This window comes from Micromonospora matsumotoense (genome assembly GCF_050951065.1).
Lineage (GTDB): Bacteria > Actinomycetota > Actinomycetes > Mycobacteriales > Micromonosporaceae > Micromonospora > Micromonospora matsumotoensis.
On record NZ_CP192025.1, the window covers coordinates 7,224,494 to 7,236,906 of the forward strand.

Genomic DNA, 12,413 nt, shown 5'->3' on the forward strand with positions numbered 1-12,413 from the left:
AGATCCCCAGCCCGGGCCGGCCAGCACCCCGACGGCTCATGCCGGGGCATCCGGCGCATAACCGGGACCGCCCGGGGTAGCGGGATGAGATGTCGCCATGGCGGACACTCGTGATGGGCCAGCTGGCCCGGGACCTCGTCCTGACCGTGGACGGGATACCCGGGCCGCACCAGACCACCGAGGTGCGACAGCGCCGCGAACTGCTCGGCGGCAAGGGCGCCAACCAGGCGGTCGCACTGAGCCAGTTGGGAGCCGCACCGACGCTGCTCGCGGTGGCCGGCCACGACGACGTCGGCGACGACCTGCTGACCCAGGCCCGCCGGGACGGCATCGACGTCACCCACGTCGTCCGGCGCAGCGGCGTACCCACCGGGCTGATCGTCGAGGTGCTGGAGCCGCAGGGGCGATGGCACTATCTCCAACACCTTCCCGAGGCGGTCCTGCTCACCGAAGCCGACGTCACGGCCGCGGCCGACGCGTTCCGGCGTACCGACGCGGTGCTGGTGCAATTGCAGCAGCCACCTGCGGCGGCACGGGCCGCAGCACGCCTGGGACGGGCCGCCGGGGCGCTGGTGGTGCTGGATGGTGCACCAGCCGACGACGAACACCGGCTGCCCCTGCTCGCGGCCGGCGACGTCGTGCGGGCCGACGACCGGGAGACGGAGTTGCTGACCGGAGTCCGCAGCGACGATCCGGACCGGGTTCGGAAGGCGGCCACGGACCTGCTGGACGCGGGACCAAAGCTGCTCGTGCTCGGGCTGGGCCCGATGGGCAACCTGTTCGCCTGGCGCCACGAACGATGGGGCTCGGGAACCCTGCTGGTACCCCTGAGCAGGGACGAGGTGGTCGACACCACGGGCGCCGGCGATGCCCTCACCGCCGCGCTGACGATAGCGCTACTCCGTGGCGACCCGCCGACGTCCGCAGCCCGGTACGCGGTGGCCGCCGCCGGCGCGACGGTCGGGCATCCCGGCGGCCGACCCGCTCTCACCGACGAGGCGCTGCGGGCCCGGCTCACCGATCCCGCGCTCACCGGGCACCGGGACGGCCCGACGCACCAGGGTGAGTACGTCGGCCGGCAGCGGTAGAGGATCTTCAACCTGTGCGGCGTGGATGGGGATCGACAGACTTCGGCTTCTTTGTGGCCCGCGCCTTGGCGTTCGCGGTGGTCACGTCACCCGCTGGCGCCCTTGCGCGCGTCGTATCCGGCGGTAGGACCTTGCGCGTTCATGACACCAGCACGGGAAGCTGCCTGCGGGAATGGGACTTCAGCGCGGGACGCTCCGAGCGGAGGTTCAGCGACCGCCCGTCTCCGCTGACTGCGGTCCGACTCAGCCCAGATCAGCGGCGCGTTCTGTCTACGTCACAGGACGGTGAGATCTGTGCGTGGTCGATCGACAGTGGTGACTGCTTGACGAGGATCGCCAGCCCGCAGACCGACCGCCTGGCCGACTACATGGCCGGCGGCGCCGAACCGACCCACTTCAGCGTGGGCGGGCGCTGGGCGCTGGTCGGTGATAGGAACAATGCGATTCACCTCTGGGACGTGGACAGTGGCCGACGTGTTCGTACGGCCCGGCCCCCGGCGACGGTGGAGCCGGAGCGGACGCCGTGCGGCGGGTGAGCCGTGACGTGACGACCGGCCCAGCGCCCGGCGGTGCGCGTACCGGATAGGTCGGAGTCGCTCCCGGCCAGGGTCGGGTGGGACCCTGGCCGGGAGCATCCGGTCAGCCGATGCGGCCGGCGCGGTGCCGGCGGCGGGTCAGCACGACGAGGACGGTGCCGAGGAGCGCGAGCATCACCCCGACGGTCAGCGGCGCGGTGAGGGCGTCACCGGTCACCGGCAGGATCCCCCCGACATAGCGGAAGGTGATTCCGTTGGAGGTGCCGCCGGTGCTCACCGTGATCGTGGTGTTCCCGGCCGCGCAGCGCGGTGTGCGGAAGGTCAGCGAGCGGCCGTCCGGCGCCACGGTGACCTGGTCGGCCGGGATGGTCGTGCCGCAGATGGTGACCGTGGTGCCGCCCGGTACGAACCCGGAGCCACCGACCGTCACGGTCGTGCCGCCACCGGTCGGCCCCTGTCCGGGGTTGACGGTGTCGATGCGCGGCGGGGCGGGTTCGTAGGTGAATCCGTCCGGTGCGGTGACGTCGTCACCGGGCAGCAGGACGGTGACGTCCACCGTCCCGGGCGAGCCGGGCGGGGTGACCACGGTCAGCGAGGTGCCGTCCGGGTTCACGACCAGGTTGGTGCCGGGTGTGTTGCCGAAGTTCACGCCGGTGGCGCCGGTGAGACCGGTGCCGGTGATGGTCACCGTGGTGCCACCGGTGGTCGGTCCGGTGTCCGGCACGATGGAGGTGATCGTCGGTGCGACGTACGTGAAGACGGGCGCGGTGGCGGTGCCGGCGGGGAACACCAGTCGGACCTCTGCCGGCCCGGCCGCGTTCGGCGGGGTCACCACGGTGATCGTGGTGCCGGCCGGGTTGACGGTGAACCCGGTGCCGGGCACCCCGTCGAAGTTCACGCCGGTGGCGCCGGTGAAACCGGTCCCGGTGACGGTGACCGTGGTGCCGCCGGAGGTCGGCCCACTCGTCGGGGTCAGCCCGGTCACGGTCGCGGCGCTGCCGTCGGCGAGGTAGGTGTAGTCCAACGGTGCCGCCGTACCGCCGCCGGTGCTCACCACCACGACGGCTGGTCCGACCGCGCCGGGCGGGGTGACCGCCGTCAGGGAGGTGCCACCCTGGGTGACCGTGACGTTGGTGGCCGGCGCCCCGTCGAAGGTGACGGTCGTGTCACCGGGGACGAAACCGGTGCCGGTGAACGTCACGGTCTGTCCGCCCGACTGGGGACCCGCGTTCGGGGTGATCGACGCGACGGTCGGTGGCGCTGCCACGTAGGTGAAACCGTCCGGGGCGGTCGCGTCCGCGCCCGGCAGGAGCACGGTGACGTCCACCGGGCCGACCTGACCGGGCGGGGTGACCACGGTCAGTGAGGTGCCGCCCGGGTTGACCGTGACGTTGGTGCCCGTGGTGTCGCCGAAGGTCACTCCGGTCGCCCCGGTGAAGCCGGTGCCGGTGATGGTCACCGTGGTGCCGCCGGCGGTCGGTCCGGTGTCCGGGACGATCGAGGTGATCGTCGGCCCGAGGTAAGTGAACGTCGGCGCGGTCACCCGACCGGCCGGGAAGACCAGTTCGACCAGGGCCGGGCCCGCCGGGTTCGGCGGTGTCACCACGGTGATCGTGGTGCCGGCCGGGTTGACGGTGAACCCGGTGCCGGGCAGGCCGTCGAAGTCCACGCCGGCCGCTCCGGCGAAGCCGGTGCCGGTGATGGTCACGGTGGTGCCGCCGACGGTCGGCCCGGAGGTCGGTGTAAGGCTGGTGATGGTGGCCGCGCTGCCGTCGGCCAGGTACGTGTAGCCCAGCGGGGCGGCCGTGCCGTTCACCGTGCCGACCACGACCTCGGCGGGTCCGACCGCGCCGGGCGGGGTGACCGCCGTCAAGGAGGTGCCGCCCGGTGCGACCGTGACGTCGGTCGCGGGTACGCCGTCGAAGGTGACCGTGGTGCCGCCCGGGATGAAGCCGGTGCCGGTGATCGTCACGGTCTGGCCGCCCGACTGCGGGCCCTCGTCCGGGGTGATCGTCGCGGTGGTCGGTGCCGCCGGCGGACGCTCGCAGAGTGCCTCGGCGACGATGACGGTTCCGACGGGGATGGTGGTCGGGACACCGAGGATGCTGCCCGACAGGGTCAGCACGGCCCGCACGGTGATTGCGGTGGCACCGGTGGCGGTGGTCGTCTCGACGCGGGTCAACGAGGCGTTCAGGCTCGCGTCCAGCAGCCCCGGCACCACCACCGCCGCGCTACCCACGACGGCGGGGGTGTTCGCCGTCAGCGTCACCGCCGAGCCGAACAGTTCCAGCCCGACGAGCGTGGTGTCCGCGCTGGTCGCGCCGACCTGCGGACAGACCGCGGTGGCGGTGACCTCCGTGGCGTTCAGCACGTCGATGCCGAGCACGGCCAGGTTGAGCCCGTTGACGCTGGAGGACGCCGACGACCCGTCGTCTGCCCGGGTGGCGGTGACCTCTTCGACGGTGCCGCTGGCGGTCACGCCGACCGCCCCCGGTATCGAGATCGCCAGCAGCGTCTCGGTGTCGGTGCCCCCTCCGGCGGGCGCGGTGGCGGTGCCGATGGTCGCGTCGGCGCTGATCACGGCTATCCCGGCCACCTCGGCCGAGAGGTCGACGACGACCCCGCGGGCGCTCGCGTCGCCCGGTGCCGCCAGGGCCGGCGTACCCAGGGTCAGGGTTGCCAGGCTGGTGACCAGCAGCGCCGTGGCGGCGCTCGTGGTTCTTCGCAGGACGGTCCTCACCAATTTCCCCCGTTCAGATGGATGACGGACCTGCGTGATGCGGTGGCAGCCGTCACCGACGTGAACGAAAACAAATCGGGCAAGTTACGCATTTCGCATCCTGAGGGTTTGGCGACCGTGGGCTGTCGGCGTGGTACCCGACGCCCCGACCGGCCGGACATGGTGGACGCACCCGTGCCCGACGACCCCGGACGGAGGGCTTGATCTGGAGTGCGCTCCAGGTGTCAGGGTCGACGTCATGGCAGGGGACAGGGCAGCGGCCCGGCTGGTGCTGGGGACGATGAACTACGGCACGACGGTGGACCAGGAACGCGCGTTCGCGCTGCTGGACAGGTTCGTGGAGGTGGGCGGGGACTGGCTCGACACCGCCAACTGTTACGCGTTCTGGTCCGACCCGGCCGGTCTCGGCGGGGCGAGTGAGCGGGTGATCGGGGCGTGGCTACAGGCGCGTCCGGGTGGGCGGGCCCGGGTGCGGATCGCGACGAAGGTCCGGTACGACCCGCTGGTGGCGCACCGCTGGCCCGAGTCGGCCGAGGGGCTGTCGGCCGGGGCGATCGCGGCGGGCGTCGCCGGCAGCCTGTCGCGGCTGGGCGTCGACGCGGTCGATCTGCTGTGGGCGCACGGCGAGGACCGCAGCGTGCCGCTCGCCGAGACCGTCACCGCCTTCGGCGATCTCGTCGGCAGGGGGACCGTGCGCCGGGTGGGGGCGGTGAACCATGCCTCGTGGCGCGTCGAGCAGGCCCGCGCCCTGGCCCGGGACCACGGGGTGGCGCAGTGGTCGGCGGTGCAACTGCGGCACTCGCTGGCCCAACCCAGGCCCGGTGCCCTGCTGCCCGACCAGGGCCACAAACTCCTCACCGCCGACGACCTCGACTACGCCCACACCGAGGGCCTGGACGTGTGGGCCTACACCCCGTTGATCAACGGTGGCTACGTGCGTCCCGACAAGCCCCTCCCCGATGCCTACGCCCACCCGGGGACGAGCCGGGTCCTCGGCGTGCTCGACGAGATCACCGTCGAGACGGGGGCGACGCGTAACCAGGTGGTGCTCGCCTGGCTGCTGCGGCAGGGCATCCGACCGATCGTCGGCGTGAGCAGCCTCGCGCAACTCGACGAGGCCGTCGACGCGGTGGACGTACCGCTGGAGGACGGGCACATGGCCCGACTGGCCGACGCCCGCTGAAACAGGTACCGGCTGGAGTGTCTTGCCCCGAGCCGGTGCCGCCGTCGGGCGACGGCGGCACCGGCCGGCCTGGTGGACCGTCAGGTGGCGAGGGTGGCCAGCGGCTTCAGGCCGTAGGTGCGGGCGTAGCCGTTCTCGATGCCCACGACCAGGTCGACGACCTCGAAGTAGCGGTCCCAGAAGGGGGTCTCGCGCAAAGCGTCGATCAGCAGCCGGTAGGCGTCGTGGTCATCCGCCTCCCAGACCCAGATGTCGGTGACCCGCGCCGAGTAGAACTCCGTGTCGTAGAAGCGGGAGCGGACCCCGTGGGTGCGGGCCTGGATGACGGGCAGAACGTTGGTGGTGAAGGCCTGGACGCGTTCGGCCACAGTCATCGCGAGCCACTCGGGGGTGGTTTTGACCAGCATGAAAGCGGTGACCGGCGGCTCGGTCCGGTCAGCGGGCATCGGCGGCCTCCTGCGCGGTGAGGACGGCGGGTCGGAGCGTTCGGGCGCACCAGTGCGCGAACGTGGTGCCCGGCCCCGCCTGCGGTGAGCGGTCGACGCCCGAGTCCAGGCCTTCGTCCTTGGCGCGTTTCATGTCGACCATGGCCTCGACGAACGCCTCGTTGAGGCCGTAGCCGAGCATGGTGGAGCGCAGTTCGTCGAGCGACTGACGCTGGTAGCGGACCGGACGGCCCAGCTGCTCGGTCATGATGCGGGCCAGGTCGTCGGGCGAGAGGTCCTGCGGGCCGAGCACCGGGACGTCGCCCACCCCGGTCCAGGAGCGGTCCAGCAGCAGCACGGCCGCGGCTGCGGCGATGTCGGCGACGGCCACCATGGGGGCCGGACGGGCCGCGGCGACGGTGTCGGTGAAGACGCCGTCGTCGCGGATCGCGTCGACCTCCTCCAGCAGGTTCTCGAAGAAGGACGGGCAGGTCAGGGCGCGGTAGGCGACGCCGGAGCCGGCGATCAGGTCGTCCATGGCCAGGGAGGCGGTGACCAGCCCGGCCCGGGCGGCCTGCGGGGTGCCACGGCCGAGCGCCGAGACGCCGACGACATGGCCGACGCCGTGAGCGGCGAAAGCCCGCGCGGCCGGTCGGGTGAAGCCGCTGTAGGCTTCGTCGGGCGTGACGGAGGCGTCCGGCGGCACCAGCCAGAACACGGCGTCCGCCCCGGCGAAGGCACGCTCGACGGTCGCGGCGTCGCCGTGCGAGCCGACGACCACCTCGACCCGTCCACGGACGCCTTCGGGTAGCCGGGCCGGATCCCGGACGACGACACGTAACTCCTCACGGCCTGCGGGTGCGGCCTCGATCAGCAGCGACAGCAGTTGCCGCCCGATGTTCCCGGTGGGGCCGGTAATCACGATCATGAAACCTCGATTGTCGGATCGGCAGGACTCACTCATAGTGCGGAGGGGCACTGCATTGCCACAATGGGAACTTCAGCATCCAATCATTGCCTGAAGTGGAATAAATGCGGTGAGCAGCCCAGCCCCGAACCTTGACGCCAACCTCGCCGTCGCTCTCGACGCCCTACTGACCGAGCAGAGCGTTACCCGCGCCGCCGCGCGGCTGCAGACCTCCCCCGCGGCGATGAGCCGAACCCTGGCCCGGTTGCGCCGGGCGCTCCGAGATCCACTACTGGTGCGGGCCGGACAGCGGATGGTGCCCACTCCGCGCGCCGAGGCGCTGCGGGACGAGGCCGGCGCGGTGGTACGCCGGCTAGAGGCGTTGCTCGCCCCGAGCGGCGGAATCGATCCAGCGGCACTGCGGCGCACCTTCACCGTCCAGGCCGCTGACCTGGTCGGTGCCGCAGTCGCGCCCGGTCTGCTCCGGCTCGCCCGACGGCGGGCGCCGGGCGTCTCGCTGCGGGTGCTGGCCGAGGAGTGGGAGGCGGGCCCCGCGCTGCGTGACGGACGGATCGACCTGGAAATCGGGGCCATCGACCACGTCGACCCGGAGACGCGCGTCGAAGAACTCGTCACCCTGCGGATGGCGGCTGGCGTCAGGGCCGGGCACCCCCTCACCGAGGGCACTCTGACCGCCGCCAGGCTCGCTGCGGCCGAGCACGTGGCGGTCAGCCGCCGCGGACGTTTCACCGGGCCGCTGGACACGGCCCTGGCCGCGCAGGGGCTCCGCCGGCGGGTCAGCGCCGTCCTGCCCGGACACCTGGCCGCGATGATGCTGGCCGCAGCCGAGGACGTGGTCTGCCTGGTGCCGACCGCGCTGCCGGGTGAGCCTCCGTCACGGCTCAGCGACGCGGCGCACGCGCTGGGACTGCGCCTGCTGGAAATCCCATTGCCGCTGCCACCACTGACGATCGGCATGGCCTGGCACCCACGGCACCGCGTCGACGGCGCCCACCAGTGGCTGCGTGACGCCGTGCGCCACGTGCTCCGCCCCGCCGAGCGGAATAGGACCCGCGCATCAGGCCGGGCACACGTGCCCGTCGGGGCGAGCGGCACCGCTGTGGAAGACCTGAACGCGGTGGGTCCTGTTGCGTTGGGCGAAAGCATGATCGACTCCGGCTTGTCCGGTGTGGTCTGCTGGGCCGGTGAGGTCGCTGTCTCGTGTCCGGTCCTGGTCTCCGCCGCCGTCGGCGCTCGTCGGCTTTCGGTTCCCGCCTGAGGTGATCGTTTTGGCGGTCCGCTGGTATCTGCGGTTCAACCTTCCCTACCGGGATGTGGAGGAGTTGCTGGTCGAACGCGGCGTCGAGGCGGACCACGTCACCGTCTACCGGTGGGTGGGTGCAGCGGTTCACCCCGCTGCTGGCCGACGCCGCCCGGTTCGCTCGTCACTCACCTGGTGACCGCTGGTTCGTGGACGAGACCTACGTCAGGGTCAACGGTATCTGGCGGTACGTGTACCGGGCCGTCGACCAGCACGGGCAGGTCATCGACGTGCTCGTGTCGGCGCGTCGGGACGCCGCCGTGGCCCGGCGATTCTTCCACCGGGCGCTGACCACGCTGAAGATCATGCCCAGCGAGGTCGTAACCGACGCCGCTCCCGCCTATGCCAGGGTGTTGGAGGACTTGGTCCCGTCGGCGTGGCACCACGTCGAACGACATGCCAACAATCCGATCGAGGCCGACCACAGCCAACTCAAGCACCGGCTCAGACCGATACGCGGACTCCGCACCGACCGAACCCTCCAAACGATCGTCACCGGACACGCCCTCGTGCAGAACCTCCGACGCGGACACTACGAACTCGCCACCGACGTTCCGCCCGCGCTGCGGGTGGCCGCCGCGTTCACCGAACTCGCACGAGCGATCTGATCAGCGCCCGGCTGGCGCAGCTCGGCGTGCCCACAGATCCGCCAACGCAACAGCACCCGGTCGTCGCTGTCGGGCACGTGCACGTGACCGGCCCGGCTGTCAGGTCCAGCCAGCAGTTCGCGTAGAGGGTGTCGAAGTTTACCCGCAACACCATTGTCACGACCAGCCGTCTCATTCGCGGCAAAACGGGTTAGAACGACAGCCATCAAGGTACGGTCGTGTCGGTTTTCGAGGTCGACTGCAAGGCTGCATATCCGTGCGTGGACACACTTTTGAGCAGAAACCTTAGATACGGCCACCCCCCAAGTCCATCGATCGACATATAAGCTACTGGCATGAAGAAGAGGCTTGCACTCACCGTGGCCGCCATCACCGCCGTCGCCACCCTCACGCTCGGCAGCCCGGCATACGCACTGCTGTGGATCTGGGTGGGCCCGTACCCGGCGAAGGCCGCCTGCGACGTCGAGCGCGCCGAGTTCGCCAACACCTACATCACCCAGCAGTGTCTGTACCGCGACCTGACCGGCACGCTCAACGACGGTTGGTACTTCAAGTACGCCCCTGAATTCTGATCGGCAGGGCAGGGCAGGGCAGGGCCGGGGGCCGCTGCCGGCGCCCGGCCCTGCCCCACCACTCTGCGGCGAACCGCCAGATCCCCTGCTTCCGAGGTATTAGTAAGCACGCCAAGCTCGGGCACCACGCCCGCCTCGTCCACCGTCAATCCTCACCGCCGCGTACAGGAGCAGGAGACGAAAGCGACGGTAGTGCACACGAGTCCGGTCAGATCAGAGGTCCGTACTCGACTGCACCCACCCACGAAGACCAGTAACGATCGGTGCAGCTGACCTCGGAAATCGACAGACGGTATCGCCACGCGATTGCCCTATCGGGCCTACCGAAGGTCAAGGCATCCTCACTGGACGTTCGTTTCGCGTTCGCGTCAGTAGAGACCGATTTGCGCCTCGACCTCGTCGGGGCAATATGCCGGACCTGACCTGGAAAGCGCACATCGCGGCCAGCTCCACGTTGACCAGAATCAGAGCATTTCAGCCCGCGATCGTGTCTGATTCACTGTCATCCGACATCGACGTACATGAGGTCCGCCGATCCGACCCCCAAACGCCGTACCCCTGAATCATGACCGCGCGACGAGCCTATCCATCCGACCTGTCCGACGCCCGGTGGGCCCTGATCGCACCCCGGCTGACCGCCTGGCGGCGGGCCCGCACCGACGCCGGCGTCAGCGGCCGCACCCCCACCCACGACCTACGCGAGATCTTCAACGCCATCCTCTACGTCAACCGCACCGGCATCGCCTGGCGCTACCTGCCCCACGACTTCCCACCACACCCGACCGCCTACGGCTACTTCGCCGCCTGGAGCAAGGAAGGCATCTTCATCGAGCTGAACTACCAGCTCACCGGCCTCGTCCGCGACCACCACGGCCGCACCATCACACCCACCGCATCCATCATGGACAGCCAGAGCGTGAAGACCTCCACCAACGTCCCACTGTCCACACAGGGCACTGATGCAGGGAAGAAAATCGTCGGCCGCAAACGCGGCATCATCACCGACACCCTCGGCCTGCTCCTCGCCGTCATCGTCACCGCCGCAAGCGCCAGCGACAACACCATCGGCATGAACCTGCTCGACCAGGCCACCACCACCTACCCCACCCTCACCAAAACCTGGGCCGACGCCGGCTTCAAAAACCGCGTCGTCGAACACGGCGCCGCACTCGGCGTCGACGTCGAGATCGTCACCAAAGACCCACAGGTCAAGGGCTTCAGCGTCGTCCAACGCCGATGGGTCGTCGAACGCACCATCGGCTGGCTCATGCACCACCGCCGACTCGTCCGCGACTACGAAACCCGACCCGACAACTCCGCCAGCATGATCACCCTCGCCATGATCGACAACCTCGCCAAACGCCTCACCACCGAAACCACCCCAACCTGGCGAGAACCCCCACAACCACAACACACACAAAATACGTGAATCAGACGTCCTCTCAGACCGATGCGCGGACCACGTTCGGACCGCACCACCCAGACGATCATCACCGGGCACGCCTTCGTGCAGAACCTCCGACGCGGACACTACGAACTCGCCACCGACGTCCCGCCCGGGCTGCGGGTGGCCGCCGCGTTCACCGAACTGGCCCGAGCGATCTGACCAGTGCCCCACTGACGCGGCTCGGCGTGCCCACCGATCCGCCAACGCAACAGCGCCGGTCCCAGTCTGTCCTGGCCGCCGCCCACCAGGCCGCGGAGTTGCTCTTCGCCGCGCTCGGCGAGCACATGGGGCGAGGATCCGCGTCCCGAGATCGCTGCCCTGTGGCGGACCGCGAAACTGCTCAGCGCCGCCAGCCCCGTCCCCCGATCCAGCGGCAACCCGCGACCGGCCCCCCGGTTTCACGCCCAGCGTGATCAACCCCGGTGGTGAAGACTCAGAGGTCGCCTCGGTCATGGAGGTGCCTCGTGAACAGAACCAACCCGCGGAAGGAACGTCGCTGGGCGCCGATGGGTGGCAGAGCGAGATCTATCTCCAGATTGGGGTGGATAGGGCGGTCCACGCGGGCGGCCTCGACCGAACGCACCGGCTGTCATCCCGGAGCCGCCCTGCCGTGCCGCCAGTAACCGACGAAAGTGATGTCGGACTTGTCGACGCCGCGCTCATGAACGAGGTGTCGCCGCAGTGTCGTGGGCAGGTGATTCTCACCCGCCACGAAGGTGGCGAAGCGCCCTGCCCGCAGGCCGGCCTTCATCACGGTGTCGAGCGCGTAGCGCCCCGGAAGTCCGGGGCGGCCGTCGCGCGGAAGCCAGTGCACGATGATGTTCTGTGGCGTGTTCAACTGCCGGATGTCCGTGCTGCTGGGTACCTCGAGGAACACTTCGCTGGGCAATACGCCCTCGTCGGAGTCCAGGATGGACAGGATGGCCGGCACCGCGGTCTCGTCCCCTACGAGCAGTTGCCATTCCACGCCATGGGGCGGGCTGTAGGTGGCTCCCTCGTCGAGGATGCCGACCGGTTCGCCGGGGCGGGCGCCCCGCGCCCAGGTGGAGGCCGGACTGTCCCCTTCGTGGAGCGCGAACTCGATGTCCAGTTCGTTGCGGTCGGGCCAGAAGTGCCGGACCGTGTAGAAACGGACGTAGGGGCGTGCCGCCTTACCCGTCATCATGTACTGCGCCATCCATGTGGCGTCGGACCGGGAGGGCAACCAGAGCCTGCCCTGGCCGGGCCGCCGGAACAGGAGTCTGAAGGCTTGGTCGACTCCGATCGGCCGGAAGTCCTTGAGGTCCTCTCCGCCCACGGTCACCAGCAGGAAGTTTCCGGGTCTCCGCTCCTTGCGCACGACTTCGACCGACAGCATCCGACGGCTGACGGGCTTGATCCGGTTCATGGTGACGTCCTCTTCCCATGCGTCGACGCCGCAACGGGAGGCGGGTACGCACCACGCCCGGGCATCAAGTTAGGCATGCCTAACCGTAGGATGGCGCTTGTGCGCATGGTGGCCATGCGATACTCCGGAACGGCCAGACCGTGATCGGAGCACGAGGCGAACGGGACTGCTGGGCCAGGACAGGACGGATCGGCGGATG

General features: G+C 70.0%; 12 protein-coding genes and 2 pseudogenes. 9 read left to right on the forward strand and 5 right to left on the reverse strand.

Annotated elements, in window-relative coordinates:
• Positions 1–113 precede the first annotated feature (113 nt).
• From ACQP1S_RS30990 to ACQP1S_RS31000, 3 genes and pseudogenes are all read left to right on the forward strand, one after another.
• On the forward strand, positions 114–1,088 hold the full coding sequence (locus ACQP1S_RS30990) for a PfkB family carbohydrate kinase (protein WP_432901559.1): 975 nt from the start codon (positions 114–116) through the stop codon (positions 1,086–1,088).
• Between the two features lie 77 nt (positions 1,089–1,165).
• Positions 1,166–1,351, forward strand: a pseudogene (locus ACQP1S_RS30995) (hypothetical protein); the annotation flags it as partial.
• 60 nt (positions 1,352–1,411) lie between these two features.
• Positions 1,412–1,624: a hypothetical protein gene (locus ACQP1S_RS31000; RefSeq protein ID WP_432908513.1), complete on the forward strand. Its 213-nt coding sequence runs from the start codon at positions 1,412–1,414 to the stop codon at positions 1,622–1,624.
• A gap of 103 nt (positions 1,625–1,727) precedes the next feature.
• On the opposite strand, the gene ACQP1S_RS31005 is transcribed toward ACQP1S_RS31000, so the two are convergent.
• Positions 1,728–4,364, reverse strand: coding sequence for a beta strand repeat-containing protein (locus ACQP1S_RS31005; protein ID WP_432901561.1), 2,637 nt, complete (start codon positions 4,362–4,364; stop codon positions 1,728–1,730).
• A 238-nt stretch (positions 4,365–4,602) separates the two neighbouring features.
• Here ACQP1S_RS31005 and ACQP1S_RS31010 point away from each other — a divergent pair, with 238 nt between their 5' ends.
• On the forward strand, positions 4,603–5,547 hold the full coding sequence (locus ACQP1S_RS31010; RefSeq protein WP_432901563.1) for an aldo/keto reductase: 945 nt from the start codon (positions 4,603–4,605) through the stop codon (positions 5,545–5,547).
• Between the two features lie 80 nt (positions 5,548–5,627).
• Here the strand turns inward: ACQP1S_RS31010 and ACQP1S_RS31015 are convergent, their stop codons facing one another.
• Together ACQP1S_RS31015 and ACQP1S_RS31020 are read right to left on the reverse strand one after the other, a co-directional pair.
• Positions 5,628–5,993 carry a darcynin family protein gene (locus ACQP1S_RS31015; RefSeq protein ID WP_432901565.1) on the reverse strand — a complete coding sequence of 122 codons (366 nt, stop codon included), beginning with the start codon at positions 5,991–5,993 and terminating at the stop codon, positions 5,628–5,630.
• Positions 5,983–6,900 (reverse strand): NAD(P)H-binding protein, encoded by a 918-nt coding sequence (locus ACQP1S_RS31020; RefSeq protein ID WP_432901567.1) that lies wholly within the window; start codon positions 6,898–6,900, stop codon positions 5,983–5,985. Before ACQP1S_RS31020 ends, ACQP1S_RS31015 begins: the two co-directional genes overlap by 11 nt.
• 109 nt (positions 6,901–7,009) lie before the next feature.
• Here ACQP1S_RS31020 and ACQP1S_RS31025 point away from each other — a divergent pair, with 109 nt between their 5' ends.
• Both ACQP1S_RS31025 and ACQP1S_RS31030 read left to right on the forward strand, forming a co-directional pair.
• Positions 7,010–8,158 carry a LysR family transcriptional regulator gene (locus tag ACQP1S_RS31025; protein ID WP_432901569.1) on the forward strand — a complete coding sequence of 383 codons (1,149 nt, stop codon included), beginning with the start codon at positions 7,010–7,012 and terminating at the stop codon, positions 8,156–8,158.
• Positions 8,094–8,808 (forward strand): annotated as a pseudogene (locus ACQP1S_RS31030) (IS6 family transposase). The gene ACQP1S_RS31025 and the pseudogene ACQP1S_RS31030 overlap by 65 nt, the downstream one beginning before the upstream one ends.
• Here the strand turns inward: ACQP1S_RS31030 and ACQP1S_RS31035 are convergent.
• Entirely contained in the window at positions 8,783–8,983 is a 201-nt protein-coding gene (locus tag ACQP1S_RS31035) for a DUF1254 domain-containing protein (protein ID WP_432901571.1), read from the reverse strand. The pseudogene ACQP1S_RS31030 and the gene ACQP1S_RS31035 overlap by 26 nt on opposite strands.
• A gap of 160 nt (positions 8,984–9,143) precedes the next feature.
• Here ACQP1S_RS31035 and ACQP1S_RS31040 point away from each other — a divergent pair, with 160 nt between their 5' ends.
• The 3 genes from ACQP1S_RS31040 (at position 9,144) to ACQP1S_RS31050 (ending at position 10,986) form a co-directional block, all read left to right on the forward strand.
• Positions 9,144–9,380 carry a hypothetical protein gene (locus ACQP1S_RS31040; protein WP_141723285.1) on the forward strand — a complete coding sequence of 79 codons (237 nt, stop codon included), beginning with the start codon at positions 9,144–9,146 and terminating at the stop codon, positions 9,378–9,380.
• A 565-nt stretch (positions 9,381–9,945) separates the two neighbouring features.
• On the forward strand, positions 9,946–10,809 hold the full coding sequence (locus ACQP1S_RS31045) for an IS5 family transposase (RefSeq protein ID WP_432901573.1): 864 nt from the start codon (positions 9,946–9,948) through the stop codon (positions 10,807–10,809).
• Positions 10,810–10,830: 21 nt separating this feature from the next.
• Complete coding sequence (locus ACQP1S_RS31050; RefSeq protein WP_432901575.1) at positions 10,831–10,986, forward strand: hypothetical protein; 156 nt, start codon at positions 10,831–10,833, stop codon at positions 10,984–10,986.
• A gap of 430 nt (positions 10,987–11,416) precedes the next feature.
• On the opposite strand, the gene ACQP1S_RS31055 is transcribed toward ACQP1S_RS31050, so the two are convergent.
• Complete coding sequence (locus tag ACQP1S_RS31055; protein ID WP_432901577.1) at positions 11,417–12,214, reverse strand: siderophore-interacting protein; 798 nt, start codon at positions 12,212–12,214, stop codon at positions 11,417–11,419.
• Positions 12,215–12,413 lie beyond the last annotated feature (199 nt).